Source organism: Frankia umida (assembly GCF_023242945.1).
GTDB lineage: Bacteria > Actinomycetota > Actinomycetes > Frankiales > Frankiaceae > Frankia > Frankia umida.
In genome coordinates this window covers 67,086-94,051 of the sequence record NZ_JALKFT010000020.1, presented here as the reverse complement: position 1 = coordinate 94,051, position 26,966 = coordinate 67,086, and the positions used below count along the sequence as shown (strand labels likewise).

The 26,966-nt window shown below is 71.9% G+C and carries 20 protein-coding genes; 9 read left to right on the top strand and 11 right to left on the bottom strand.

What is annotated here, in order from left to right; genetic code table 11:
* The first annotated feature begins 15 nt into the window (after nt 1-15).
* From drmA to MXD59_RS18445, 8 genes are all read left to right on the top strand, one after another.
* The gene (gene drmA, locus MXD59_RS18485; protein WP_248825931.1) at nt 16-4,164 is read left to right on the top strand and encodes a DISARM system helicase DrmA; all 4,149 of its coding nucleotides are present in this window, start codon (nt 16-18) and stop codon (nt 4,162-4,164) included.
* Nucleotides 4,164-6,098 (top strand): MrfA Zn-binding domain-containing protein, encoded by a 1,935-nt coding sequence (gene drmB / locus MXD59_RS18480; protein WP_248825930.1) that lies wholly within the window; start codon nt 4,164-4,166, stop codon nt 6,096-6,098. The genes drmA and drmB overlap by 1 nt, the downstream gene beginning before the upstream one ends.
* Complete coding sequence (gene drmC, locus MXD59_RS18475) at nt 6,095-6,988, top strand: DISARM system phospholipase D-like protein DrmC (RefSeq protein WP_248825929.1); 894 nt, start codon at nt 6,095-6,097, stop codon at nt 6,986-6,988. The genes drmB and drmC overlap by 4 nt, the downstream gene beginning before the upstream one ends.
* Complete coding sequence (locus MXD59_RS18470; RefSeq protein ID WP_248825928.1) at nt 6,985-9,201, top strand: HsdM family class I SAM-dependent methyltransferase; 2,217 nt, start codon at nt 6,985-6,987, stop codon at nt 9,199-9,201. The genes drmC and MXD59_RS18470 overlap by 4 nt, the downstream gene beginning before the upstream one ends.
* 116 nt (nt 9,202-9,317) lie before the next feature.
* The gene (locus MXD59_RS18465; RefSeq protein WP_248825927.1) at nt 9,318-11,096 is read left to right on the top strand and encodes a serine/threonine-protein kinase; all 1,779 of its coding nucleotides are present in this window, start codon (nt 9,318-9,320) and stop codon (nt 11,094-11,096) included.
* A gap of 155 nt (nt 11,097-11,251) precedes the next feature.
* On the top strand, nt 11,252-11,575 hold the full coding sequence (locus tag MXD59_RS18460) for a hypothetical protein (protein ID WP_248825926.1): 324 nt from the start codon (nt 11,252-11,254) through the stop codon (nt 11,573-11,575).
* Nucleotides 11,576-11,608: 33 nt separating this feature from the next.
* A complete protein-coding gene (locus tag MXD59_RS26565; protein WP_283097108.1) occupies nt 11,609-13,246 on the top strand; it encodes an NAD(P)-binding domain-containing protein in 1,638 nt (545 codons plus the stop codon).
* A 99-nt stretch (nt 13,247-13,345) separates the two neighbouring features.
* A complete protein-coding gene (locus tag MXD59_RS18445; RefSeq protein ID WP_248813481.1) occupies nt 13,346-14,428 on the top strand; it encodes an S-(hydroxymethyl)mycothiol dehydrogenase in 1,083 nt (360 codons plus the stop codon).
* 100 nt (nt 14,429-14,528) lie between these two features.
* Here the strand turns inward: MXD59_RS18445 and MXD59_RS18440 are convergent, their stop codons facing one another.
* Nucleotides 14,529-14,870 carry a cupin domain-containing protein gene (locus MXD59_RS18440; RefSeq protein WP_248825925.1) on the bottom strand — a complete coding sequence of 114 codons (342 nt, stop codon included), beginning with the start codon at nt 14,868-14,870 and terminating at the stop codon, nt 14,529-14,531.
* A gap of 890 nt (nt 14,871-15,760) precedes the next feature.
* On the opposite strand from MXD59_RS18440, the gene MXD59_RS18435 reads away from it, so the two are divergent.
* Nucleotides 15,761-16,744: an LmeA family phospholipid-binding protein gene (locus MXD59_RS18435; protein ID WP_248825924.1), complete on the top strand. Its 984-nt coding sequence runs from the start codon at nt 15,761-15,763 to the stop codon at nt 16,742-16,744.
* On the opposite strand, the gene MXD59_RS18430 is transcribed toward MXD59_RS18435, so the two are convergent.
* From MXD59_RS18430 to MXD59_RS18385, 10 genes are all read right to left on the bottom strand, one after another.
* Nucleotides 16,725-17,591 carry an LLM class flavin-dependent oxidoreductase gene (locus tag MXD59_RS18430; protein ID WP_248813486.1) on the bottom strand — a complete coding sequence of 289 codons (867 nt, stop codon included), beginning with the start codon at nt 17,589-17,591 and terminating at the stop codon, nt 16,725-16,727. The two genes, MXD59_RS18435 and MXD59_RS18430, sit on opposite strands and share 20 nt — an antisense overlap.
* Nucleotides 17,592-17,651: 60 nt before the next feature.
* Nucleotides 17,652-18,401, bottom strand: a complete 750-nt coding sequence (locus MXD59_RS18425) for an enoyl-CoA hydratase/isomerase family protein (RefSeq protein ID WP_248825923.1) — start codon at nt 18,399-18,401, stop codon at nt 17,652-17,654.
* Between the two features lie 201 nt (nt 18,402-18,602).
* Complete coding sequence (locus tag MXD59_RS18420; protein ID WP_248825922.1) at nt 18,603-19,046, bottom strand: nitroreductase family deazaflavin-dependent oxidoreductase; 444 nt, start codon at nt 19,044-19,046, stop codon at nt 18,603-18,605.
* 36 nt (nt 19,047-19,082) lie between these two features.
* Nucleotides 19,083-20,321 carry a cytochrome P450 gene (locus MXD59_RS18415; RefSeq protein ID WP_248825921.1) on the bottom strand — a complete coding sequence of 413 codons (1,239 nt, stop codon included), beginning with the start codon at nt 20,319-20,321 and terminating at the stop codon, nt 19,083-19,085.
* Nucleotides 20,322-20,512: 191 nt separating this feature from the next.
* Nucleotides 20,513-20,770 (bottom strand): ferredoxin, encoded by a 258-nt coding sequence (locus MXD59_RS18410; protein ID WP_248825920.1) that lies wholly within the window; start codon nt 20,768-20,770, stop codon nt 20,513-20,515.
* Between the two features lie 4 nt (nt 20,771-20,774).
* The gene (locus MXD59_RS18405; RefSeq protein ID WP_163548067.1) at nt 20,775-21,995 is read right to left on the bottom strand and encodes an amidohydrolase family protein; all 1,221 of its coding nucleotides are present in this window, start codon (nt 21,993-21,995) and stop codon (nt 20,775-20,777) included.
* A 103-nt stretch (nt 21,996-22,098) separates the two neighbouring features.
* The gene (locus tag MXD59_RS18400; protein WP_248825919.1) at nt 22,099-23,568 is read right to left on the bottom strand and encodes an aldehyde dehydrogenase family protein; all 1,470 of its coding nucleotides are present in this window, start codon (nt 23,566-23,568) and stop codon (nt 22,099-22,101) included.
* A 94-nt stretch (nt 23,569-23,662) separates the two neighbouring features.
* Nucleotides 23,663-24,868, bottom strand: a complete 1,206-nt coding sequence (locus tag MXD59_RS18395) for a thiolase family protein (RefSeq protein WP_248825918.1) — start codon at nt 24,866-24,868, stop codon at nt 23,663-23,665.
* The gene (locus MXD59_RS18390) at nt 24,865-25,419 is read right to left on the bottom strand and encodes a Zn-ribbon domain-containing OB-fold protein (protein ID WP_248825917.1); all 555 of its coding nucleotides are present in this window, start codon (nt 25,417-25,419) and stop codon (nt 24,865-24,867) included. The genes MXD59_RS18395 and MXD59_RS18390 overlap by 4 nt, the downstream gene beginning before the upstream one ends.
* Nucleotides 25,416-26,624 (bottom strand): CaiB/BaiF CoA transferase family protein, encoded by a 1,209-nt coding sequence (locus tag MXD59_RS18385; RefSeq protein ID WP_248825916.1) that lies wholly within the window; start codon nt 26,622-26,624, stop codon nt 25,416-25,418. The genes MXD59_RS18390 and MXD59_RS18385 overlap by 4 nt, the downstream gene beginning before the upstream one ends.
* Between the last annotated feature and the right edge of the window lie 342 nt (nt 26,625-26,966).

The following is a 26,966-nucleotide window of genomic DNA, read 5'->3' as shown; positions in this document are numbered from 1 at the left end:
GGGGGAGATGGCGCCGTGGTGACGCGAGCTGGTCAGGGCGGGCTGTTTCCTTCGAGTGAGGGCGCCGGGCTCACGCTCGCATCGGGGGGTGCGAGCGCGGGCGGCGTAGGTGCCGCCGGCGGGGCTGCTGGGGCTGGGGCTGGTGGGGGCGGCGGTGCGTCCGGGCCGTCGGCGGAGCAGTTGCTTGACCAGGCCCAGCCGTTCGCCCCGGCGACGCCGTATGAGGTGCGGGATGCGTTCGAGGAGCTCGTCCGGCGTGATCTGCTCGGGCCCTGGGAGGGGGAGCACGAGGAGTTTCATCCACGGGCGATGGGTCCGCGGGAGCGCTACCTCGTCGGCATGCTCGGCCCGAAGCCGGCGCCGCGGGGAGCCCGCGAGTCGGCGGCCGTGGAGGCTGTCGCCGATACCGAGACGGCGGTGCAGGGCGATGCGGAGGGCGAGCTGCCCGAGATCCTCACCCCGCAGAACCGCGGGCGGATCTGGGCCTCGTCGATGGGCCTGTCGTTCGCTGTTTCCGCCGGTGCGGATGGGGCGTCGGTCGATGTTGTCGCCGTCACCGCCAGTTGGGGGCGCTACGTCCGCCGCGAGGTCGAGGACGACGAGGGCAGGGCGCACCCGGTCTGGGCCCGTGAGCCGGTCGTCCACGCGAACCGGGAGATCCGCCTGGACGGCTCGCTCGGCGCCGACGCCTTCCGCGTCCCGCTGGACGCGCCTGGTGGTTTCGGCCAGACCGGCGGCTTCAGCGGAGCCGGCGGTTTCGGGGCTGCCAGCGGGTTTGGTGGTGCCAGCGGGTTTGGTGGTAGCGGGCTTGGCGGGGCGAGCGGCTTCAGTGCCGAGTCCGGTGTCTTCCTCGCGGTCGTGCTGCGGGAGCGGGGCGGACGGCGGATCGTCGAGCTGACCCTGGTCAACAGCCAGCCGGAGCCGCCGTCGCACGCGGACACCGCCTGGCTGTTCCAGCCCCAGCTCACCGTGACCGCCCTCGACGGCGAGCGTGCGATCTTCCTGCCCATCGACGACCCGGAGGAGGGCGACCCCGACGAGGGCGACCCCGACGAGGGCGATGCCGCTGGTCGGTCTGGCGACGACCAGCTCGACAGCGATCATGAGGATCTGCATCTGCGGCTGCTCTACCGGGAGCAGCGCCGTTACGCGAACGGTCGCAACGTGGCCGTGCATCCGTCGGTGCGCGACGGGCAGCGGCGCGCCTACCGGCTCGAGACGACCTGGCTGCCGGTCTACGACGTCCCGTCCACCACCGCGCCGGCCGGCGCGGGCAGCCCGTTGGCGGATCTTGAGCTGTCCATGGACGCGCTCGCTGTCGCCGACGCGCGGGAACTCGGCACGGGGCTGGCACCACTCGTCGAGCAGTACGTCACCTGGCTCGACGAGCGGGACGCGCAGGTGCCGAGCCTGCCGCCGCGGCTGCAGCCGGCCGCGCGCACGGCGCTCGGTCAGGCACGGGTCGCCGCCGCACGCATCCGCGCCGGGATCGAGCTGCTCACCGACACCAGCCAGCCCGGCCACGCCGAAACGCTCGCCGCGTTCCGGTTCGCCAACGCCGCGATGGCCGCCCAGCGCCGGCACACCGCCATCGCCCGCCTGCGGGACGAGCGGGGTCTGAGCTACGCCGAGGCGGCGCTGACGGTCCGGGAAAGGGGTGCGGCAGCGGCCAGTTGGCGGCCGTTCCAGCTTGGGTTCGTGCTGGTCAACCTGCCGTCGCTGGTCGACCCGACGCACCCGGAGCGGGCCGCCGACGCAGGCGCCGTCGTCGATCTGCTGTTCTTCCCGACCGGCGGCGGCAAGACCGAGGCCTACCTGGGCCTGACCGCCTTCACCTTCGCGATCCGTCGGCTGCGGGGCGTCATCGGGACCGGCCCGGACGCGCGGGACGGCGCGGCCGGGGTCGCCGTGCTCATGCGCTACACACTGCGACTGCTCACCGCCCAGCAGTTCCAGCGGGCCGCGGCCCTCGTCTGCGCCGCCGAGGTGCTGCGCCGGGCTGACCCGGCCACCTGGGGGCAGGAGCCGTTCCGGATCGGACTGTGGGTCGGTGGGGGTGTCTCCCCGAACCGGTTCGAGGAGGCCCGCGACCAGATCAGCCAGGCGCGGGAAGCCGGCAACAGCAAGCGGGCGAACGTCCTGCAGACGTTGAGCTGCCCGTGGTGCGGCACGGCACTGGCCGCCCACACCGACGCCCACGTCGACGAGGATCGCCGTCGGGTTCTGCTCTACTGCCCCAACGGCGAGGGCAGCGACGCCTGCCCCTTCTCCCAGCGGCTCGCCCGCGGCGAGGGGCTGCCCGTGCTCACCGTCGACGAGGAGATCTACCGGTACGCGCCGAGCCTGGTCATCGCCACCGTCGACAAGCTCGCCCAACTGCCCTGGCGCGGTGAGGCCGGCATCCTGTTCGGCCGGGTCCACCAGCACTGCTCCCGGCATGGCTACCGGCACGACGACCTCGACGCCCGCACCGGCTGCGGCAGCCGCCACCGCGCCCGCGGCGGCCTGCCCGCCGTCACCAGCACCCCGGTGCGCCGGTTGCGGCCACCCGATCTGATCATCCAGGACGAGCTGCATCTCATCTCCGGTGCGCTCGGCACCACCGTCGGCCTGTTCGAGGCCGCCGTCGACGAACTGTGCACCTGGCCGGTGGCTTCGCGACTGGTCGGGCCGAAGATCGTGGCGTCCACGGCGACCACCAGGCGGGCGCGTGACCAGGTGCTCGGCGTGTTCGGTCGGCAGCTCGCGGTCTTCCCACCGCAGGTCATCGATGTCGGTGACACGTTCTTCTCCCGGCAGGTTCCCGTCACCCCGGCCACGCCTGGGCGGCGCTACCTCGGTGTCTGCGCCCACGGGACGCGGATGAAGTCGGCGGAGATCCGTCTCGCCGAGATCCTGCTGATCGCCGGGCAGACCCTGTTCGATCGCCACGGCGACGCCGCCGAGGCCTACCAGACCCTGGTCGGCTACTTCAACGCCACCCGCGAGCTCGCCGGTATGCGTCGCTACCTCGACGACGACGTGACCACCCGGGTGCGCACCCATGGAACCCGCAAGGGGCTGTCCAACCGGATCGTCCCCGCCTCCGGCATGCTCACCATCTCCGAGCTCACCTCCCGGGTGTCCTCCGCGGACATCAGCGACGTGCTGAAGCGCCTCGAGATCGCCTTCGACCCCGACCTCGACACGTCAACCCGTCGGCGCGCGATCGTCGATCACCGGCGCGAGCTGCTGAGCGCCCGAGACGGCCGATCCCGCCCGGGCCGCGGCGGCCGGGACATCCCCGACGGGCATCCCGTGGCCGAACGCGCCAGGGCCCGCGGCCGGGCCGACCGCGTGCCCGTGGACGTGGTGCTCGCGACCTCGATGCTGCAGGTCGGCGTGGACGTCTCCCGGTTCGGGCTGATGGCCGTCATCGGGCAACCGAAGAACACCGCCGAGTACATCCAGGCGTCGTCGCGGGTCGGCCGTGACGAGAAGCGGCCGGGGCTCGTCGTCACCCTGTACAACTGGGCGCGGCCCCGCGACCTCGCCCACTACGAGGACTTCGAGCCCTACCACGCCAGCTTCTACCGGCAGGTCGAAGCGCTGTCGGTCACCCCGTACACCCGCCGCTCACTCGACCGCACCGCCACCGGCATGTTCGTCGCCGCGGTACGCCACCTCGAGGACGCGAACAGCCGCAACCACGACGCCCACGACGTCGACCTCACCGGCCCCGCCGTCACCGCGCTGATCGGCCGGCTGCTGGCCCGCGCCGAAGCCGTCGCCGGACCACGGGGAGCCGAGTACCTGGGCGCGAAACTGGCCGAGTTCATCGACTGCTGGGAACTGCGGCGCACCGGTGACACCCGGCTCGGCTACCAGCCCGGCACCGGCGCGAGCAGGCTGCGCACGCTCCTCGAACCGGCCGGGCAGGGCCGCTGGGGGCGGCGCACCGTCGCCCAGTCGATGCGCGAGACCGAGCATGACATCAGCCTGCTCGTCCCCGGCCCCGACCAGATCTACGAGGTCGGCTACAACGAACCCGACTGGACGTTCGGCCCACCCCCCGACAGCACCGCCGACCCGGCCGGCACCGAGGATGCGCCGGTCGGCGACGAACTGGGCGAGACACAGCTGGGCGAACCGCGTGCCCGCCACGAGAACGGGAGGGGAGCCTGATGCCTGCCGCGTTCCACCCGCGGGTCGGCGCGGTCCGCCCCAGCCATCTGATGTTCACCAGCGGTGTCGGCGCCCTCGTCGACCTGCCGAGTTTCGCCACCCTGGTCCGCGGGCTCGACGACTGGAACTACCGGGACGCCCAGGACTACCAGATCAGCGAGCCCCGGCTGCTCGCCGCCGTGCGGCGCATCCACGACCGGGGCGTCGGCGAGCTGCGGTCAGCGCCCTGGGCGGACACCACCCCCGGCGACCGCAGCGGGCAGGGCGCCCGGGTCGGCGTGCCCACCGTCCCGTTCCCGAACTGGCTGCGCTGCACCGCCTGCAACGAGCTGGACGTGCTCTCGTCCGGCACGTTCACCTTCGAGAACCCGTGGCTGAGTCGCCCACAGGACGCCCGTTTCTTCCACGGCGGCTGTCCACGCAACCGCGCCGCCCGCCGTCCGCTCGCCGTGGCCGCGCGGTTCGTGCTGGCCTGCACCAACGGGCATCTCGACGACTTCCCGTACCGGCTGTTCGTCCACCGGGGTGAGCAGTGCCCGAAGGCGAGCCATCCCCGGCTGCGGATGGACGACCGGGGCGGCAACCTCGGCGCCAACGTGGAGATCCAGTGCGCCGCCTGCTCGGCGCGCCGCAACATCCGGGACGCGATGGGTCGCCGCGGCGCGCAGAACCTGCCCCGCTGCCGCGGCCGGCATCCGCACCTGTCCACCTTCGCCGACGGTGGCTGCCCGGTCGAATCACGGGTGCTCGTCGTCGGCGCGTCCAACCAGTGGTTCGCCCAGACCCTGTCGGTGCTCTCCGTCCCGCGCACCGCCGCCAGCGCGCTCGCCACCCTGGTCGAGCAGCACTGGGTGGCCTTCGAACCGATGCCGGACCAGGGCTTCGTGCCCTACGCACGGGGCCAGGTCACCAGCCCCGTGCACCTGTACTTCGACCGCTGGACCGACGCCGAGATCTGGGCCGCCGTCGAACGTCACCGTCAGACGCTGAGCCAGACCGCTGGCAACGGCGCTGGTGGCGACGCCACGTCGGAGCAGGGCTATCCGGATCTGCGCACCCCGGAATGGGAGATCTTCGCCGCGGCGGAGCTGCCCGAACCCACCGCCGACTTCACCCTGCGTCGCGAACCGGACGGTGTGCCGCCGCGGCTCACCCCGTTCTACGCGGACGTGGTGCAGGCCGAACGGCTCCGTGAGGTGCGGGCACTGATCGGCTTCACCCGGTTGGACGCGCCCGACCCGGACGACCCCGAACTTGTCGTGCGCGCACCGATCAGCCGCGGCGGTGCCACCTGGGTGCCGGCCAGCGAGGTCCGCGGCGAAGGCATCTTCCTGCGGATTCCCGAGGAGATCGTCGGCCCGTGGGCCGCGCGGGTCGCCGACACCACCGAGATGCGTGAGCACCGCGACGCCTTCGGACGGTTCCGGGCGAACCGGTTCTCCGACCGTCTCACCGGCGACTTCGACCCGATGCACGGCTGGCCCGGCGAACGTTACCTGGCCCTGCACTCGCTGTCCCATCTGCTGATCCGCACCATCGCGCTGGAATGCGGCTACAGCTCCGCGAGCCTGAGCGAACGGATCTACGCCGGCACCGACGACGACCCGCGCGGCGGCATCCTCATCTACACCGCCGTCCCCGACGCCGAAGGCACCCTCGGTGGTCTGGTGTCACTGGCCGAACCGGCCGAACTGCTGCGGCTCACCCGTCGGGCCCTCACCGACGCCCGGCACTGTTCGTCCGACCCGCTGTGCGCCGAACGTCTGCCCTACGCCCCCACCGACGCCCTGCACGGCGCCGCCTGCCACGTCTGCCTGTTCGTCTCCGAGACCACCTGCGAACGGGGTAACCGGTTCCTCGACCGGCGCTTCGTCGTCCCCCTCGCCGACGACCCGGACAGCCGCGCCCTCGCCCTGTTCGGCGACCTGCCTTGACCCACGGATCGGACGCGGGCCCGGGGGCCGGCCAGGGCGGGTTCGTGGCGGCCGTGGCCGCGGCGGTGCGCGAGCTCGGTCCCACCCGGCTCGGCCAGCTCGCCGACCGGATCGACCCACCCGCCGGCCAGGTGCGGGAAGGGACGGACCCGACCGCGCCATCCGGGTCGTCCGGGCAGGATGCGGCGACGGTGGCGGCGGTCGCCGGGGCATCGGCGCGCCAGGCCGTCCAGGCGGTGCTGGCGGCCCGGCGAGCGGAGCGGATCGCACCCGTGCCGGCGGCCGTCTACCTGCGGGGGGTCGCCGCCGGTTACGGGCTGCGGGCGCAGGAATCCCAGGTCGAGGCTGTCTGGAGCGGGCCGGGCAGCCACACCGTGCCGGTGCGGGCGACCGCGCGGGTGCTCATGGAGCTGGTCACCGAGGCCACCACGGAACTGATGCTGATGACCTACGCGGCTCGGCCCTATCCGCCGCTGCTGACCGCCCTGGACACCGCGATCGCGCGGGGTGTGGCGGTCAGCGTCGTCGTCGAGACGTTGCAGGGCGCCGGCTCCGGACTCGCCGGCAGCGAACCGGCGGCGGCATTCGCGCAGGTTCGTGGCATTGACCTGTGGCACTGGCCCACCGCGCGGCGGCCTCGTCCCGGTGCCCGCATGCATGCCAAGATCGCCGTGGCCGACCGGCGGCTGCTGCTGGTGTCCAGCGCCAACCTGACCCTCACGGGCGTCGAGGACAGCATCGAGGCCGGCCTGCTCGTCCGCGGCGGCATCCCGCCGCGCCGCGCCGCCGAACACGTGCACGCGTTGCGCGCCAGCGGCGAACTGGCCCGGCTGGCCGTCAGCCCAGGTCCGCCCCCGACCTCGACCCGGCAGCGCGAGACCCCACCGTGACCGTGACCGGGCCCGGCGAGGGCGGCAGCACCGGCACCGGCCGTGATGGCAACGGTGGCGCGGGCGCGGGCGCGGGCGCGGGTGGCGCGGGGGTCGTTTCGGCGACGGTGACCGCGTCCGACATCGCCCGGCTGGCCGGTGTGGGACGCGCGGCGGTCAGCAACTGGCGGCGGCGCTTCGACGACTTCCCCCGGCCGGTCGGGGGGACGTCCGGCAGCCCGCTGTTCGCGCTCGACGCGGTCGAAGGCTGGTTCGGCCGACACGACCGCACCTTCGAGGTCGACATCGGCGATCGACTCTGGCAGCAGATCCGGGCGGCAGCCGACGATCCGCACCTCGGCGCGGTCGTCGGGCAGCTCGGTGGATTCCTGCTCTACCACCAGCGGGATCGGCCGGGGGCGCTGCGGCGCCTCGGCCAGCCCGACGACGCCCTGGCAGCCGAGCTCGCGGCGGCGATCGCAGGGGCCGCACCCGAACTGCCCGACCAACCGGGTGCGCCGTGGCCGCCGTCCCTGATCCCGTTGGCCCGGGTCGCCGCCACCGCCGCGGACCGCCAGGGACATCACCCGGTGTTCGAGATGCTGCGCGCCCGCTACCGCGAGGTGTACGCCCGCCAGCTCGCCGAAACACCACCGGCGGTCGCGCGGCTGATGGTCGCCCTCGCCGGCCTGGCCGGACTGCCCGGCCAGTCCGGCCAGGGGCAGGTGGGAACGAACCCGGCGCGGCCGCGGGTGTTCGACCCCGCCTGCGGCACCGGTGGTCTTCTGCGGGCCGCCCAGGACACCGGGGCGCGCCACCTGCTGGGCCAGGACGTCGATGCCACGGCGGCCCGTCTCACCGCCGTCGGGTTGGCGCTGGCCGGGGCGCGGGCCCGGATCGTGGCCGCCGACTCGCTGCTGGCGGACGGCTTCGCCGCCGTGCGGGCCGATGCCGTCCTGTGTGGCCCGCCGTTCGGTCAGCGCGGCTGGGGTCATGACGAACTGGTCGGATCACCCTGGTGGCGCTATGGCGTGCCGCCGCGCGGCGAACCGGAACTGGCCTGGGTGCAGCACTGCCTGGCACACGCCGCCGACGGCGCGCCGGTGCTGCTGCTCATGCCCGCGGCCGCCGCGTCCCGACCCGCCGGGCGGCGGATCAGGGCGAACCTGCTGCGGGCCGGCGTGCTGCGCGCGGTGCTGGCCCTGCCGAGCGAGCTGTTCACCGCCGGTTCCCCGCAGGACCTGTGGCTGCTGCGCGCGACCACCGGCGTTCCCGGCGACGGCGTGCTGCTGCTCGGGGAGACCACCGCCGACCTCGACGCGTTCGCCCGGACCTGGTCGTCCGTCCTGCCCGCACCCGCCGATACCGACACCGCCGTGGCGCCCACCGCGGCTGAGCTGGCGCTGCCAGCGGGTGTGCACCGGGTGGCGGTCACCGACCTGCTCGACGCCGACGCCGACGTGAGCCCGCGCCGCCACGGCACCGTCACCTCCCCGGGGAGCGCGTATCCCGCCACCGAGCGGTCCCGCGATCTCACCGCGGTACGCGCGGACCTGCTGGCCGCGACCGCCACCCTCACCGACGCCGCGGCCGCTGTTCGTCCAGCTCCGCCTTCCAACGCGTCCCTGCCCGGATGGTGCACCGTGGGCGAACTGGCCCGACAGGGTGTGCTGGCAGTACTGACGGCGCCCGTTCGGACCAGAACGGACAATGGTGAGCTGTCGATGCTCACCGCCGCCGACATGCGCCACGGACGGCCCGCCTCCGGCCGCGGTGAACACATTCCCGGAATGCTGCGGCTACGCCCCGCCGATGTGGTCTGCCTGGTGGAACCGGACCTGATCGTGGCGCGGGTGATCGAGGAACCGGGTGCGCTGCTCGGGCCGAAAGTCGTCCTGCTGCGCGGCGACACCCGCCGGCTGGACCCGTATTTCCTCGCCGGCTGCCTCCAGGCCGCGGGACATCGCGCGGACGCCACGGCGACGGCCCGTACCTCCGCGCGGCCCGCCGCGGCCACGGCCTCCCTCGTCGGCGGAGACCTCCACCGCGTACGAATCCCCGTCCTGGAACCTGCCGACCAGCGGGAGCTGGGCGCCGACCAGCGTCAGCTCGCCGCGCTCGAGGCGGCCATCCGCACCATCGACAACGTCGGGTCCGAGCTGCTCAGACTGCGCTATCTCAGCTTCACCGACCACCGGTTCCCCCCGGCCGACGGACCGCCCGAGACGCTCTGACGAGCTCCACCCGGACGGCCCCACACAGCGGATGGGCATCCGGGGGATGCGTCCCCTGACGGGAGGTTCGTCCGTGCGAGAATAGTTCGGCGATCTGCGGGGTGGGGGTTGATCCGATGAGTCAACGTCGGCTGATCGACCGGCGGTACGAGCTGGACGCGCTACCGCTGGCCAAAGGCGGAATGGGCGAGGTCTGGACGGGCCGGGATGTGAAACTCGACCGGGAGATCGCGGTCAAGTTCGTCCGCTTTCCCGATGGCCAGACCGATCAGGATCTGGTGCGCCGATTCGTCCGCGAGTCACGGATCACCGCCCGGCTCGTGCATCCCGGGGTCCCGGCGGTCTATGACGCGGGCATGCACGACGGGCGTCCCTATCTGGTCATGCAGCGGGTGCATGGCATCAGCGTCGCGGATCTGGTCGCCGAGGCCGGGGCCCTGCCGATCGGATGGGCGGCCGCGATCGGCGCGCAGGTCGCCTCCGTGCTGACCGTCGCGCACCGGGCCTCGCTCGTCCACCGTGATCTCAAGCCGGCGAACCTGATGCTCGAACCGGACGGCACCGTGAAGGTCCTCGACTTCGGCCTCGCCGTCGGGCTCGACCGGGCCGACCTCTCGAAGATCACCCTGACCGGGCAGCATCTGGGTACCCCCGCCTACATGGCGCCCGAACAGGTCCTCGCCGGGCTCAGCACCCCGGCCACCGACCTGTACGCCCTCGGCGCCACGCTGTTCGAGATGCTCACCGGCCGGCGGCTGTTCGGCGGTCCGTCGTCCTACTCGGTGATGCACCGTCAGGTGGAGGAGATACCCACCCGGGTCGCCAGCCTGCGCTCGGGCGTGCCCGCAGAGCTCGACCAGCTTGTCGCCGACCTGCTGCACAAGGCGCCGCGGGATCGTCCCGCGCGGGTGGAGGCGGTGTACGAGGTGCTGGCCCGCATCGCCACGGGTCTCGAACCGCTGCCCGGCGTCATCGACCCCGAGCCGAACAATCCCGTACGGACCTACGCCCGCATCACCGCCCAGGTGCATCCGGACACCGCACCCGCACCCCCGCCGGTGGTGCCGGCCGGTGCTGGTGGGCCGGCTGTCGCCGGCGCGCGGACCGATCCAGCCCGGCCTTGCGACGCACCGGGCTCGGCCACCTCGCCACCGGCGTCCGGTCCGGTTGGCCTGGTTGGCCCGTCCGGTCCGGTGGGGGCGTCGGTGACCGTCGGGCCAGCCACGACGGCCGGGCCGACGATGCCGGTGGTGCCCGCCGCGCGCGAGGGCGGGAGCGCCGGTGAGGTCAGCCGCGCCGAGCTGCGTCAGGCCCGGGACGAGGCACGCGGGCTCGCCCGTGCCTCCCGCTACAGCCAGGCCGCCGCCGTGCTGGCCGACGCGGTCGACCGGGCCGCGCGGGCCACCTCGGTGGCCGGTGCCGACGTGCTCGCGCTGCGTCTGGAGCTCGCCGACATCCTGTTCGACGGGGGCGACTTTCACCGCGCCGCCCGAGGCTACGCACAGCTCGTCGACGAACTGACCCGCCGCGATGACCGGGACAGCGAGCGGCTGCTACACGTCCGCCTGCGGGAGGCGACCTGCCGAGCGATGACCGGTGACGTCGAGCGGGCACTGGCGCAGCTGGGTGCCCTGCGGCCGGACCAGGAACGCGAGTTCGGCGTGGACGACCCCCGGGTGCTCGAGCTGCGTCGTCAGATCGGGCTGTTGCAGCTCGGTGCCGGCCAGCGCGTCGCCGCCGGCGAGACGCTGGCCGCGCTGCTCGCCGACATCGTGCGGATCTGGGGGGCGTCGCACCCGATGGCCAGCGCCGTCGGCCAGCTGCTGCCCGGCGCCGATCCGGCCTCCGCCGGCGCCTCGACGACTGTCCTGCCCGGCGCCACCGGACGACCCTGACCCGGCACGGCTCGGGTCCGCGTCGGCGTCCTTGACAGGACGATCTCCCACCGGGCATTATCGAATGTATGTTCGATGCCTCCGGATCTCGTGTCGTTCACAGCCGTGCGCCCGGAAGTCGGGCCTCCGCGGCGCGTGCCTTCGGCGTTCGTGATGTGTTCGCGGTCCGGGCGCGTCCCCGGGGCGGGTCCGAGGGTCAGGCTGGTTCTGGCGAGCAGGTACCCGCCCAGCGGGCCGAAACCGGCGACGGCCTCGAAGCGGCCCAGCCCGCCGCGGGCGTTCTGCCGCCCAGCGTGGCCCGGGTGGCCGGGCGCACGAGGTTGTCCGCGGAGCTGCTGGCCGCCATCCTCACGGTCGAGGGCCGTTCCCGCGCCACGCTCGATGACATGGAACGGGCCGATGCCCTGGCCGACGCGCTTCTCGCCCGCCGGCGGGAGCGCGCGGGTCGGCGGGGCCCCACGCTGGCCCAGGCGGTCTGAACCGCTTTCGCGAGGCGGTGCACCGGGCGCAGGATGGTGCGTGGGCGGTCACCGGCGGATCGGGAGCGTGGGTTGAGGGTCGGCTTCGTAGGTGTCGGCAGCGTGGGTCGGCCCATGCTGGAGCAGGTGGTTCGGGCTGGGCATGAGGTGTCGTTCCACGCCCGCCGGCCCGAGGTGGCCCGGGAGGTGGCCGTCTGCGGGGCCACCAGCGTCGCGTCGCCCGCGGAGCTCGGCGCCGCCCTTGACGTGGCCGTGGTCTGCGTCTTCAGCGACGCGCAGGTCCACGAGGTGTGCGGGGGCGACGATGGTCTGCTCGCCACGCTGCCCGCGGGCAGCACCCTGGTCGTTCACACCACCTGCAGCCCCGAGACCCCGACGGAGCTCGCACGGGTGGGCCAGGCCCGCGGGGTCAGCGTGCTCGACGCCGCGTTCAGTGGCGGCCCGGCGGACGCGGCGGCCGGCCGCATCACCCTGCTGGTCGGCGGGGAGGCGGCCGTCCTCGAGCGGGTCCGCCCGGTGCTCGCCAGTTACGCGTCGCCGATCCTGCACGTCGGCGGGCTTGGCGACGGGCAGCGGGTCAAACTGGTCAACAACGCCCTGTTCGGCGCGAACGTCGCCCTGGTCGCCGAGGCCGAGCGGCTCGCCGGAGAGCTCGGGATCGATCCCGCCCGCGCGCTCGAGGCGATCGGCCACTGCAGCGGCGCCAGCTACGCCCTCGGCACGGTGCGCGCCGCCGGTTCGTCCGCCGGCCTGCACGCCGCCGCAGGCCGGTACATCACCAAGGACGTGGCCACCGCGAAGGAACTCGCCGCCGCCGCCGGCACCCACCTCGGCCTGCTCGCCACCGCCGCCGACACCCTCGAACCCGCCGCCGACACCCTCGAGTCCGCCGCATCGGGCGGGCCGTCCCCGCTCGAGGCGGGGCTACCGGCCGACACGGTGGGGTTGCTCGCCGGGCTCACCACCACCCGGGCGATCCGCCGCTACCGGGACGAACCGGTGCCGGCCGAGGCGCTGCGGGCGATCCTGTTCGCGGCCACCCGCGCGCCGAGCGGATCCAACCGGCAGCCGTTCCGGTTCGTCGTGCTGGCCGACGGCCCGAACGCCGACGCCGCCAAACGGCTCGTCGGTGACGCGGCCCGCCGGATCTGGCAGACCAAGCAGCACACCGACGGCTACGACCGGGCCGACGCCGAACCCGCATCGCCCCGGGCCCGGCTGGCGCGGACCATGCGGCACTACGTCGACACCTTCGAACAGGTACCGGTCCTGATCCTGCCCTGTCTGGTCCGCTACCGGGAGCCGACGCTGATGGAAGGCGCCTCGGTGTATCCGGCGTGCCAGAACCTGCTGCTCGCGGCACGCGCGCTGGGCTACGGGGGAGCGCTCACCGGCTTCGGCCTCGCCGTCGATGCCGAGCTACGCGCGCTGCTCGACGTGCCCGAGGGCACCGTCATCGCCGGCGCGATCACCCTCGGCCGGCCCGCCGGGCAGCACGGCCCGGTACGGCGCCGGCCGTTGGCCGAACTCGTCTACGGTGAGACCTGGGGCGAGGCCCCCGCCTGGGCCATCGACCCACCCGGCACCACCTTCACCGCCGCCGGCCCACCGAACGCCACCGAGACCAGATCCGTGCCCGGCCCGGACGCCGGAGCCGGAACAGCCGGGTAGTCGGGTAGCTGGCGCGGTCGGGTGGCGTGGAGATCTCGGTGGCTCGCGTGGTGCGCCGAGCAGGTGGATGCGTGATCTCAGCGTCGAGAGGAGACGACCGTGCAGGAAGTCCGTGGGGTGATCGCCCGGGGTAAGGGGGCGCCGGTCGAGGTGACCACGATCCGGGTGCCCGATCCCGGCCCGGGGGAGGCGGTGGTCCGGGTGCAGACCTGCGGGGTGTGCCACACCGACCTGCACTACCGCGAGGGCGGCATCAACGACGACTTCCCGTTCCTGCTCGGCCACGAGGCGGCCGGGATCGTCGAGACCGTCGGCGCCGGCGTCACCGACGTCGCGCCCGGCGACTTCGTCATCCTCAACTGGCGGGCGGTCTGCGGCACCTGTCGGGCCTGTCTGCGCGGCCGGCCCTGGTACTGCTTCAACACCCACAACGCGACCCAGCCGATGACCCTCACCGACGGCACGCCGCTGGCCCCCGCGCTCGGCATCGGCGCGTTCATCGAGAAGACACTCGTGCACGCCGGCCAGTGCACCAAGGTCGACCCGAGCGCGCGTCCGGCGGCCGTCGGTCTGCTCGGCTGCGGGGTGATGGCCGGCCTCGGCGCGGCGATCAACACCGGGCAGGTCGGCCGGGGCGACTCGGTCGCCGTGATCGGCTGCGGCGGAGTCGGGGACGGTGCCGTCGCCGGGGCGCGTCTCGCCGGCGCGGCGAAGATCATCGCGGTGGACACCGATCCGCGCAAGCTGGAATGGGCCAGGGGCTTCGGCGCCACCCACACGGTGAACGCGAAGGAGACCGACCCGGTCGCCGCCATCCAGGAACTCACCGGCGGGTTCGGCGCCGACGTCGTCATCGAGGCCGTCGGCCGCCCCGAAACCTACAAACAGGCGTTCTACGCCCGCGACCTGGCCGGCACGGTCGTCCTCGTCGGCGTCCCCACCCCCGAGATGACCCTGGAACTGCCGCTGCTCGACGTGTTCGGCCGCGGCGGCGCGCTGAAATCCTCCTGGTACGGCGACTGCCTGCCCTCGCGGGACTTCCCCCTGCTCGTCGATCTCTACCAGCAGGGACGCCTCGACCTCGACGCGTTCGTCACCGAGGAGATCCCCCTGGACGGGGTCGAGGCCGCGTTCGCGAAAATGCACACCGGCGACGTGCTCCGCTCCGTCGTCGTCCTCTGAACATCGGGAACGGTGGTACGGGGGCCGGACTCGGCCGGCCGCGGGAGAGCGCTGATGCCTCCGCGGCCGGCCGAAGCGCCGGCCTGACGAACCAGGGATGTCAGCTCGCCGCCGCGGGCTCCTCGACGGGCTGGTCGAACGCGCCCCGATCGAGGGCCCGCTGCATCGCCTCCATGCAGGAGACCAGCGCGGCGGCCGGGTTCAGCTCGAGGATCTCCGTCGGCTCCGGGTAGATCAGGACGTGCCCGGCTGGGAAGAAGTAGGCCTCGCCGGCCACCGCGACCTCATCCGGCCAGTCCGAGCCCGGGTAGACCGCGCGGATGGAACCGCTGAAGACATAACCATAGTGCGGACACTGACAGACACCGCCCGGAAGGCCCCCGATCTTGTAGAGGTCCGTGCAGTCAAGGGGTTCTTCGACCTTTGTGTGGCCGACTTCCATGTCGCCCCACTGCTCCGACTTGAACGATGGTCCGGCGACCGGCCAGCGGAGGTGACCCGGCTTTAGTTCACTCGGCTTCGAGTGCGGCACGGAAGTGTCCTTTCAGTATGGCACCCAGGGTGACCCGGCCCCTGCGAACACATCGTCAGCAGAATTGGCGGCACCTATGTCGGCGCATGAAGGGTTCGACCGCGACGCAATGCCTGTCAGTCACGGCTTCGCAGCGTCGAAGATCTGACGCGTAGTGCCATCAGTATGGCTCGGGTATCGTGGGAGGCTGAAATTGGAACGGCTAACCGGGATTAACTTCATCACTTTCCCCGGAAACTGTCAACCTGGGCGGACCGCCCGCACTGATGCGTCTCGGCGCTCATCCACCGCGCTGCTCGCCGGGTGATTGGTCCGCTACCAGAGGAGATCCATCATGTACCCGGACCGCCCCGAGTGGAGCCGCCCGCCCCGTGCGCCGCAGGCTTGCTCCGCGTGGTGCCGCGGACGCTTTCGGTGTCACTCGCCCTGCGCGTCCAGGGGCCGTGACGACGGCCGCGCCGGGGGCCGAGAGATGATCCGAGGGGCGGAGCGCGGGGCGTCAGAGCTGGAGGGTGCGGGACGTGGATGCTGGGCAGGCACGGACGCCGGGAGACGCCTGGGACCACCCGCCTGACCCCGCGGGTTCTTCGGACGTGCCACCGCCCTGGTCACGGGGCTACGACCAATCCCGGCCGGCGGATCCCGGCGAGACTCACCCGCTCCGATCCGGCGACACCAGGCGGTCTGGATCGGACGATGTCGAGTGGTCAGAGCCGAGCGATGATCTGCCAGCCGGCTACGGCGGTGCTTCGCCGGGCCGGTACGCCGAACCAGCTCCGACGGCGAACCTCGCCGGGCCCGTGCCCACCGCGGTCGAGGGTGGCTGGCGTGGACGACTCGGCCAGCTCGGTGCGCGCCTGGGCCGTCACGGCTCGAACGGCGGTGGGACGAACGGCGGTGGGACGTCCGAGGGCGGCGGGGGAGGTTGGACGCTGCACGCGTCGCGGCGGCGGGTGCTGTCGATCGTGTTGCCGATCGCGCTGATCCTGCAGTTCGTGGTGGTGGACCGGGTCAGCGTCCAGCTGGTCGAGCATGAGATGGCCCGGCAGATCCGCTCCGGGGTGGTGGCCGGCATGCCCTGCGGGACACGGCCACCGACGGTGCGGGACGTCAGCATCGGGGGCTTCCCGTTCCTCACCCAGGTGCTCACCGGGACCTTCAGCGATCTTGGCATGACCCTGACCGACATGCCGACACCCGGGCCGCGGATCGAGGCGATCAGCGCCCGGTTGCAGGGTGTGCACGTTCCGATCCTCAAGCTGGCCACCGGCGGGGATGGCGAGATCACGGTCGACCGGATGCGGGCGGCCGTACGGATGACCTACGCCGACCTGAACACCTACCTGGCCACCCAGACCGGCAGGATCCACATCACCGCGGTGGACGGCGGTAGTCGGCTGGAGATCTCGGCGACGGTGGAGGTCCCGCTGCTGGGAACGCAGCAGGTCGCCGGAATCGTCACCTTCGCGGTGCACAACAACCAGCTGACACTGGTCCCCAGTCAGATCTCGCTGAAGGGGATCGTGAACCTCACCATCCCGCTCGACTTCCTCGCCGGCGCCCTGGCGGCCCTGCCCATCCCCCTGGGTGATCTTCCGTTCAATCTGATCATCACCACGGCCGAGACCGACGCGACCGGACTGTCGGTCACGGCCACGGCCAGCGACGTCACCCTGCCCTCGATGGAGCAGGCCGAACAGCAGTGCACCCAGGCCCAGGGCGCGGCGCGGCGCGGAGTGGGCGGGCTGGCGCGGAGCGGGGCGGCTAGCGCAGCGCGGGGATGACGGACGCGCCGAAGGCGGCCAGGGTGGCGGGGTCGGCGAAGTCGCAGAACCAGGCGTAGACCCGTTCGACACCCCGCTCACGCAGGCCACCGAAGAAGTCGACGAGTTCGGCGGGGGAGCCGACGACCACGCCGTTGGTGCCGAACCGGCGGGTCGCGGTCGCGGTCACCCGCTCCCGGTCGGCCTCGGTGTGCACCAGGGCGACCATGTGCTGCAGGGACACCCGGGCCCTGCCGGCACGCGGGCGCATCTCGTCGAACCGGTCGAGGATGCCGACGTGGACGTTCCACCAGTCGGCGTACTCGGCCACGAGCTCCATCGTCCGCGGGCCGGCGCCGCCGACGGTGATCGGAATGTGGCCGAGCGGGGCGGGCGCCTGTCGGGCACCGCGCAGCTGGAAGAACTCGCCGTCGTAGTCGACCGGACCGCCCATCCACAGGGCGCGCAGGATCTCAAGGGTCTCCCGGAGCCGGCGTACCCGGGCCCGTGGTTCGGTCGGCGTCACCCCGTAGGTGGTGAACTCGCCGCCGCGTGACCCCCAGCCGATGCCGAGTTCGTAGCGCCCGGCGGACAGGTGGTCGAGGCTGACGGTCTCCTGGGCGAGCATGACCGGATGGCGGAACGCGTCACACAACACCAGCGAGCCGAGTGTGAGCCGGGTGGTCTGCGCGGCCAGCCAGGCATTGGTGACGGCCGCACCGAACATCGGCTGGTCCTCGGCCAGGGGTGGGGCCAGATGGTCCATCCCGGCGATGCCGTCGAAGCCCGCGGCCTCCGCGGCCCGTGCCCGCTCGGCGAGCCGGTCCGGGGTCAACCGCATCTGCGGCAGGTACAGATGGAACTCCACGGCGATCCCTCCGTCAACGTGCCAGTCGGGCCCGCGGGACGGGCCCCCGCGGCGGGCCGGTCAGCTCTTCGCGGCCAGACCGGCGGTGCGGGCGGCGACGGCGGCCTGGGCGGCGGTGTTCGACGTCCAGTTGTCGACGAAGGTGGCGGACAGATCCCCGAAGCGGGACACGTCCTGCGCCGCGACAAGGCGCCGCACGCGGACATGCTCGCGTACGGCGGGCTGCGGGTTGTCCAGGATCAGGCGGGCCAGCGCCGTCGCCTCCCGCACGTGCTCACCGTCCTCGACCAGACGGGTCACGAAACCCGCGTCCAGGCCCTCCGCGGCGGTGAACATCCGGCCGGTGAGGCACACCTCGTTGGCGAACGCCGCCTTGCCGAGCCGGGGGACGAACGAGGCCATCGGTAGACCGATCTTGATCTCGACCACCTGGAAGAGGGTGTTGCGCGCGGCGACGATCGCGTCGCAGAACAACGCGGTCCCCAGCGCATGACCCAGGCAGTAACCGTGCGTCGCGGCGATGACCGGCTTCCAGTTCACGGTGTTCAGGAAGGCCTCGCGCTCGTGCGCCCGGCCGCCGGTGCTGCCCTCCTCCATCGAGCGCTGCAGCCGGTCCTTCACGTCCCCGCCGCTGGAGAACGACCGCCCCTGGCCGAACAGGATGCCGATCTGCGCGTCATCGTCCTGGTCAAGGCGCTCCAGGGCGCTGATCAGGCCCAGGACATCCTCGTCCCGCAGGGCGTTGTGCTTGTCGGGCCGGTTGAACGAGAGATAGGCGATTCCGTCCGTAACCTCGTAACCCACCGTCACCGAAATGATCCTTTCGTCACTGCCGGACCCCTGCCATTGGATCTCCGCCGTTGGACGGCTGCCAAATGACATCGACATCGATGTCGATATTGGCCAACGTAGCCGTTCCCGGACGCCCCCCGCAACGGAACCCGCCCTCGTCAGGCCCACCAGCGGCGGGCGTGACGAGGGCGGGACAAGGCGGAACGCGGACGTGACGTCCTATCCGCGGGGCGTCAGGACCACAACCGGAATCGGCCGCGTGGTGCGCGTCTGGTAGACGTGGTAGTTCGGCCACGCGGCGGAGACGATCTCCCACAGCCGCGGCTTCTCCTGCTCGGAGGCGGCGCGACCGAGGACCGGGATGGTCTTGTCCAGCACCTGGACCTCGGCCTTCGGGTCGGCCTCCAGGTTCAGGAACCACAGCGGGTGCGTGGGCGCACCGCCCTGGGAGGCCACCACCAGGAAGTCGTCGCCGTCCTTGGCGAAGATCAGCGGTGTGGTCCGCGGCTGTCCCGACTTGCGGCCCGTCGTGGTGAGCAGCAGGATCGTGACGCCGTTCCAGATGTAGCCGACCTCGCCGTTGGTCTCACGGTAACGGGCGACATGCTCGGCGTTGAGCAGGGTGGCATCCGGCGCGGTGTAGCCGGGTTCTGCAGTCGTCATCTCTGCCTCTTGTCGGTGGGCGGGCTGATCGGGGACCTAGCCGAAGAGCACCGGGATCTCGGTGACCCCGCGCTCGTACATACCGATGAAGCGGGGCGCCTCGGCGTCCGGGTCCAGGCGCAGGTTCGGCAGCCGGTCGAGCAGGGCCGAGACGCCCGCGCGGATCTCGGCGCGCGCCACATGCATACCCAGGCAGATGTGCGGGCCACCGCCGAACGCGAACGACGCCCGGGCCTGCCGGGTGATGTCGAACTCGTCCGGGTTGTCCCAGCGGGCCGGGTCACGGTTCGCCGAGGCCACGTTCAGGTGCAGCACGGCGCCCTTGGGCAGTTCGGTGCCGAAGAACTCGACGTCCTTCGTGACGTACCGGGAGAACATCGGGTCCGTGGGCACCCAGCGCAGCGACTCCTCGATGGCCGGGCGCAGCAGCGCCCGGTCCTCGCGGACCCGCGCGAGCACCTCGGGACGTGCCAGCAGGTTCGCCAGCGTGATGCCCATCTGCTTCCAGGTCGTGCCCGACCCGGCGTGCAGCAGCAGCAGCGCGAAGGCGTAGATCTCGCCGTCGGAAAGCTGGTGGGAGACGCCGTCCTCGTCCTGCATGGTCGCCTGGACCAGGATGGAGATCAGGTCGTCCTTCGGCTCCTCGCGGCGCGCGGCGACGATCGGGACCAGCCGCTGGATGACCGCCGCCGAATCCTGCAGCACGGCCCGCAGATCCAGGGCCTCCTCCGGCGGGATGCCGAAGCTTCCGGTGATCGTCAGCACCGGAATCGCCGCGCAGAAGTCGACGTTCAGTTCGGCCCGGCCGTCATTGACGAAGTTGTTGATGAGCTCCTGGACCGCTTCCTGGATCCAGTTGATGAGCCACCACTGGGCCTTGGCCGGAACAAAGGACGGCTGCACCAGGCCGCGGTACCGGCGGTGCTGGGTGCCACCCATGTAAATCATGCTGTTCTCGAGCCCGGCGGTTGTCGGGTCGATGGCCGATCCCGACGAGGCGAACGTCTCGGGATCGCGGTAGGCCGCGTCGAGGGCCGCGTAGCTGAAAGCGGTGAAATGCGCGCGGTCGGGCTCGGGAAGGCCCTGGAACATCGCCTCGCCCGGGTAGCCGGTCAGCTTGTGCAGAGTGCCCTCGTGCACCGGCGCGTCTTCCCGTAGCTTCGCCCAGATCGGGTACGGGTCGGCTTCGAAGTCACCGCCCGTCCACACGTTGGCGGCGCTGCGCAGGTCGAAAAGGGCTTTGATCCGCTCGCGGTCCAGGATCGCCGTGGTCATGTCAGCTGCTCACCTCCGGCGACAGCCACTCACGTAACTTCGCCGCTCGCCTCGTATGTGTGATCAGGGTCGTTGTCTCGGTTGCCGGGGTCATCTCGTCACCTGCCGCGTCGACGCTGCCTGGACCGGGACATCGCCGCTGGCGGGCACGACCGTCGGTTCGTCGGCCGTGCCCGCCAGCGGCATCCGGGTCATCCCGCGGTGGAGCCGTGACCTGCCGTGCTCGGCACGTCATCAGTAGCGCCGCCCGTGTCGTCGCCGGGAGCCCAGCTCAGCGCGCCGACCGGACAGGCGTCGACCGCGGTGTCGATCTCCTCGGCCGAGTCGCCCGCCGGGTCGACGATGACGGCCTTGCTCTGCTCGTCATGCGCGAACGTGTTCGGCGCGTAGACGAGACACATGCCACTGCCGAGACACAGCTCTCGGTCGATGACAACGTGGCCCGCCATCGGCTCAGACTCCGCTCGTGACAGTGGCGGCGACGGGCGGCTCGGCCGGGGTGAACCGGTAGAGCCGCTCGGCGTTGCCACGCAGGATCTTGTACTGGAGCGCGTCCGGCAGGTGCTGGATCCGGCTCTGCACGACCTTGATGCTGTCCGGCCAGGTCGTGTCCGAGTGCGGGTAGTCCGTCTCGCACATGAGGTTGTCCTCGGGGATCTCCCCGATGCTCGCGATGCCGTGCGCGTCGTCGATGAAGCAGCCGTACACGTGGTTGGCGAACGTCTCCCGGACGTTGAACGTGTCCAGGTCGAGGTCACCGGCGCCGGCGTGGGTGTCGAAGCGCCCGCCGCGCTTGACCCAGTGACGCTGCTTGTCGACGACCTGCTCGGCGCGCTCGAGGAAGTACGGGATCCAGCCGACTTCACCCTCGGACAGGGCGATCTTCAGCTTCGGGAACCGCTGGAACAGGCCGCTGAACAGCCAGGCCAGCATCGTGCCGGAGGTCCGCGAGGCACCCCAGGTCAGGTTCGCCATGAACGGCGCGTCCTTGGCGATCGCCGGCAGCTGCGAGGACGAGCCGACGTGCATCGAGACGACCATCTCGAGCTCGTTGGCCGCGGCCATCACCGGGTCCCAGTAGTGGTTCACGTCGTGGATCGTCGGCAGGCCGAGCGGCTCGGTGTTCTCCGAGAAGGCGAAGGTGGTCGCACCCTTGGCGGCGCAGCGCTCCATCTCCTTGGCGGCCAGGGGCGGGTCCCACATCGGGATGAGGATCAACGGGATGTAGCGGCCGGGCGCCGCGGCACACCACTCGTCGATCATCCAGTCGTTGTAGTGCTGCAGGCACTCGAACCCGAAGGTACGGTCGCTGGCCTCCATGAACAGCTGCCCGCAGAACCGGGTGATGGTCGGGAAGCACAGCGAGGCCAGCACGCCCGCGCGGTCCATGTCCTCGAGCCGGGCCTTGGCGTCGTAACAGCCGGGCCGCATCTCGCTGTAGGGCAGCGGCTCGGGGCTGAACTCCTCCTTCGACTTGCCGACAACCGCCGACAGGCCGGAGCTGGGGAACTTCTTGCCGTCATAGACCCAGTAGTCCATGCCGGAGTCGTCGATCTCCATGTGCGGCGCCCGGTCGCGGTCCTTGGCCGCGACCCGGTCGGTCCACACCGTCGGCGGCTCCAGGACGTGGTCGTCGACGGAGATCAGCCAGTCCAGGTTGAGTTCTGATGCCATTTCCTTGTTCCCTTCCTTGTTTTCTCGGCCGTCACCCGGCCGGAGTGTGTCCTCTGGCCGGGCCGGCCAGAGCGTTCCCCGGGTGGTTGCCGGCCGAAGCTGGTCAGCCCAGTGAGCCGACGGTGAGGTTCTTGATCTCCTGGAACGCGCGGATGCCGTCCGGCCCGCGTTCCCGGCCAAGACCGCTCTGCTTGTATCCACCGCTGGGGGCGTACGCGTTCAGCCCCCCATTGGCGTTGACATTGACGGCGCCCGCGCGGATGCGGCGGGCCACCGCGGTGGCCGCGGCGACGTCGGCGCCGTAGACCTGGCCGGACAGCCCGTAGATGCTGTCGTTGGCCATCCGGACCGCCTCGTCGACATCGGTGTAGCCGATGATGCCGAGTACCGGGCCGAAGATCTCCTCCTGCGCGGCCGGGTTGGTGTTGTCCGGCAGGTCCAGCACGGTCGGTTCGAAGTAGTAGCCACGCTCCAGGCCCTCGGGACGACGTCCACCGGTGGCGACGGTGGCGCCGTGCTCCTGGGCGAGGGCGACGAACCGCTCGCACCGCTCGCGCTGCCCGGCGCTGATCACCGGGCCGATCATCGTGCCGGCCACCGCCGGGTCGCCGACCTTGAGGTGCTGGTAGGTCGCGCTGACCGCGGCGACGACCTCGGCCTTGCGGTCGGCCGGGACGAACATCCGGGTCGCGGCCACGCAGGCCTGCCCGGCGGTCGCCGCGACCACAGCCGCGCCACCGCGGGCGGCGGCGTCCACCGCGTCCGGTAGATAGATCTGCGCGGACTTGCCGCCGAGTTCGAGCGCCACATGCTTCACCGTGGACGCGGCCTGAGCGAGGATCGCCTTGCCGATCGCCGTCGAGCCGGTGAACGACACCAGGTCCACCGCCGGGTGGGTGGTCATGAGTTCCGCGCCGGCCGCACCCGACTCGATCAGCACGCTGAGCACACCCGGGGGCAGCCCGGCCGCCTCGGCCGCCGCGCCGAAGACCAGCGAGGAGATCGGGGTGAGCGGGCTCGGCCGCAGCACCACCGAGTTACCGGCCGCCAGCGCCGGGATGATCTTCTGGATGCCCATGATGATCGCCGCGTTGTACGGGGTGATCGCGGACACCACACCGACCGGTTCGTAGCGGCGCACGCTCAGCTTCGCGCCGCCGGCGACCAGCTGGTTGACCGGAACCGGGTTGAAGTCCTCCTCTGGCAGCGCCAGATAGAGGTCGAGCGTCTCCCGACCCAGGGTGATACTTCCGTCGACCTGGACGCCCTCAGTGAAGAACCGCGGCAGGCCCGCCTCGGCGATGATCGTGTCGACCAGCTCCGCACGGGTCGCCACGATCGCGTCGAGGAACACGTTGAGGATCCGGGCCCGCTCCCGGGGCACCAGATCCGCCCACACACCGGAGTCGAAGCTCTGGCGCGCCGCGACGATCGCCCGCTCGAACTCGGCGGCCGGCGCGCTCACCACATCGGTGACCCGCGACTCGTCGGCCGGGTTCTCCACGGCGAAGGCATCGCCACTGTCGATCCACTTCCCGGCGACGTACGACGACGTCTGAGGTATCAGTGCCACCGGCCTCTCCCTTTCCTTCGCTGGATGACGATTGCGGCGTCCCCGCCGTGAACCGTGCCTGCTGGACGACCCCGGTGGGGTCGCTCGGGCGGGGTCAGAAGGGATCGGCGCTGTAGACGACCGCCCCGCCGTAGTGCGGCGAGGACTGGCAGGCCACGGCCAGCGTGGCCTTGGCCCGCTGCCGGTCGCCGGCTCGGCCGGCCAGCTGCAGGTAGCACTCGAGCATCTGCGGGATGCCGTGCATCCGGCCGTTACCGAGCGCGCCGCCACCGGACAGGATCGGCAGGGCGTCGGGCCGGTCGCTGTCGATCCGTCCGTCCTGGACGAACCGGTGCGCCTCCCCGACCGGGCACAGGCCGAGCGACTCGAGCCAGAACCAGACGAACGGCGAGAACCCGTCGTACATCTGGGGCAGGTCGACCTCGCCCGGCTTCACCCCGGCGCTCTCCCACAGCCGTCGGGCCGTGTCGAGACCGGCGGTCATGATGTCGTCGAGCGGCCAGTGCAACGGCAGCCGGTTGTTGGTCTTCGGCACGGCGTGGGCGTAGCCGGAGACGTACACCGGCCGGTTCGGCCCGTCCACCGCGCGATCCGCCGAGGTCAGGACGAACGCCGCCACCCCGTCGACCGGGATGTCGCAGTCGTAGCGGCAGATCGGGTCGGTGAGGGTGGGCGCGGCGAGGTACTGCTCGGCCGTCAGCGGCTTGCCGTACCAGTAGGACCAGGGGATCCGCGCGCCGTTCTTGCGCGCCTCCACCAGAACCGCGGCCATCGCCTCGCGGGTCGCGCCGTAGCGCTGGAGGTACTCGTTGTACGGCAGAGCGATCATCGCCAGCGGACCGAAGTAGCCGGTCGGCGCGGTCCACTGGGCCGGGCCGCCGAAGGCGTCTGTCGAGCTGGCGTGGTAACTGCCCCTGGGGTTGTGCAGCGACCGGTAGAGCACCACGTGGTCGGCGGCCCCGCTGACGATCGCGTTGACCGCCAGCGCCACCGAGCCGGACACCTGCCCGACACCCTGGAAACCGGCCACATAGCGAGGCGAGGCGCCCAGGCGTTCGGCCAGCCAGTTGGTGGTCACGGTGTGCACGCCGTCCTCGACGGTGTGCGAACCGGCGGACGGGAACAGGGTGGCGGCAACGATCCCGTCGACCTGCGCCGGGGTGAGCCCCGCGTCGGCGATCGCCTCCCGGACGATGTCGACGGTCAGCGCGCCCAGCGGACGCGGGTTGTGCCGTTGTACGACGCTGTGCGCGTAGCCGACGACGGCGACCTTGTTACTGGAGGTCAGTCTGCCGCTCATGCACCCTCCCGCGGGTCCGAGCCGCCCGTGCTGCCCGAGTCGCCCGTGCTGTCCGAGCCGCCCGTGCTGCCCGGGTCGCTCGCGAGGACGAAGGCGGGGACCGAGACGCCGTCCGCGAGGTCCTCGAAGGCCACGCGGACAGGGGTTCCCAGCCGCACGGGGCTGTCCGGGCCGTCGAGTAACCGCCCGATCATCCGTAGCTCCTGCTGCTCGTCCAGCTCGACGTCGACGAGCAGATATGGCAGTTCGGCGTTGAAGCCCGGCAGGAACGACTGCCGGACGACCGTCCAGGACCGGATTCGGCCCCGGCCGCTCACCGGCTCGAACACGAACTCCGGATCGGTGGCGTCGCAGTGCGGGCACACCTGGTCCGGCGGGATCGCGAGTGACCGGCACCGGGCGCAGCGGGCCGCCGTGAGCACATGGCTGGCCGCCGCCGCCCAGAACGGGGCGGACCGCTCGTCCGGCACCGGTACCGGCCGCGGGAACTCCGCGGCGGGCGTGCCGGCACCGGCGGGCGCCGTGGCGCCCGCGGTACCCGCCGGGGTCACGGCAGCGCTCCCGCGTCCTTGAGGTCGGAGATGTCCTCCCAGCTGTAGCCGAGCTCGAGCAGCACCGACTCGGTGTGCTCGCCGTGCTCCGGCGCGCGGTGCAGCTCGGGTGGCAGCTCGTCGAACTGCACCGGGACGGTCGGCAGGGTGTACTTCAACCCGTCCTCGTCGACCTCGCCGATGTAGTCGTTGGCGAGCACCTGCGGGTCGGTCAGCAGCTCCTCGACGGCCTGGACCGGCGCCCACGGGGCGTCGATCCCCGCGAGCAGCTCCTTCCACTCGGCGTAGGTGCGCTTGGCGAACTCCTCGTCCAGCACCGCGATGCACTCCGTGCGGTTCTTCCCGCGGGCGGCGAGATCGACGAACCGCGGGTCCTCGATCAGGTCCGGACGGTCGATCAGGCGGCAGAAGTCCGGCCAGTAGCGGTCCGGCTGCAGGAACACCAGCTGGATGTGCCGACCGTCGCTGGTGCGGTAGCTGCTGACCAGCGGGTTGGGCATCTGCTCGCGGCTGGACATCGCCCGTGGCCGCTGGCCCTGCATCGCCGAGAGCAGGTCCGAGGACAGGGTCCACATCGCCATGCCGAGCAGGGAGACGTCGACGACCGAGCCCCTGCCGGTGCGCTCGCGGCGCAGCAGCGCCGCGGCCATCCCGAACGCCAGCGCCATCGCCCCGTTGCGGTCACCCATCGCGCCGCGCTGGCCGATCGGCTGGTCGCGGTCGGCGGGGGTCAGGACGTGGGCGAGCCCGCCCCGGGCGAAGAACGCCGAGGAGTCGTAGCCGGGCAGACCGGCATCGGGCCCACGGGAGCCGTAGCCGTTGCCGCGGGCGTAGACCAGCCGGGGGAAGCGCTCGGTGAGGCTCTCGGCATCCAGGCCGAGCCGCTTGAGCGCCCCGGGGCGGAAGTTGGTCAGGAACACGTCGGCGGTCTCGAGGAGCCGCTCGAGGATGGCGCGGCCCCGCTCGTTGCGCAGGTCGAGAGCGACCGAACGCTTGCCCCGGTTGGCCAGCGCCAGCGAGAGGTTCACCCCGCCGGCATCCGAGCCGATGCCCTGTGTGGCGAGCGCCCGGTACGGGTCGCCCTCGGGGCGTTCGACCCGGATGACGTCCGCACCCCAGTCCGCCAACAGCGCGCCGGCCACAGGGACGAAGACCCACTGCGCCAGCTCGACGACGCGTAAGCCCTCGAATGCACCCTGGTCCACTGTGACTTCTCCTCCCAGCGGGCGACTGCCCGCGGACTGCGTCTGCCACCACTGTCACGCGCCACCGCTGTCACATGCCACCAGAGCCGGCGGATGCACGCGGGCCACCCCGCACCGAACACCTGCTGGCGACCGCCAGGACAGGCCGGTACCTGCACCAGCGGCTACCTGTGTCAGCCCGTACCTGTGCCGATCGAGATCCGTGTCAGCCGGCACCTGCTAGCATTTCAACAGCTTTGCGGAAATCGTAGCAACAAGCCGTGTCATGCGCCAGTGGGACGGCCGTAATTATGTGACCGGCAGCACCGACTCCAGTCGATATTGCTGCGCGTGTCCAGTTGA

Coding starts and splice junctions, on each gene's coding strand:
- drmB (WP_248825930.1), top strand. CDS start 4,164: ATGCCTGCCGCGTTCCACCCGCGGGTCGGCGCGGTCCGCCCCAGCCAT.
- MXD59_RS18465 (WP_248825927.1), top strand. CDS start 9,318: ATGAGTCAACGTCGGCTGATCGACCGGCGGTACGAGCTGGACGCGCTA.
- MXD59_RS26565 (WP_283097108.1), top strand. CDS start 11,609: ATGGTGCGTGGGCGGTCACCGGCGGATCGGGAGCGTGGGTTGAGGGTC.
- MXD59_RS18440 (WP_248825925.1), bottom strand. CDS start 14,870: ATGGAAGTCGGCCACACAAAGGTCGAAGAACCCCTTGACTGCACGGAC.
- MXD59_RS18420 (WP_248825922.1), bottom strand. CDS start 19,046: ATGACGACTGCAGAACCCGGCTACACCGCGCCGGATGCCACCCTGCTC.
- MXD59_RS18415 (WP_248825921.1), bottom strand. CDS start 20,321: ATGACCACGGCGATCCTGGACCGCGAGCGGATCAAAGCCCTTTTCGAC.
- MXD59_RS18410 (WP_248825920.1), bottom strand. CDS start 20,770: ATGGCGGGCCACGTTGTCATCGACCGAGAGCTGTGTCTCGGCAGTGGC.
- MXD59_RS18405 (WP_163548067.1), bottom strand. CDS start 21,995: ATGGCATCAGAACTCAACCTGGACTGGCTGATCTCCGTCGACGACCAC.
- MXD59_RS18395 (WP_248825918.1), bottom strand. CDS start 24,868: ATGAGCGGCAGACTGACCTCCAGTAACAAGGTCGCCGTCGTCGGCTAC.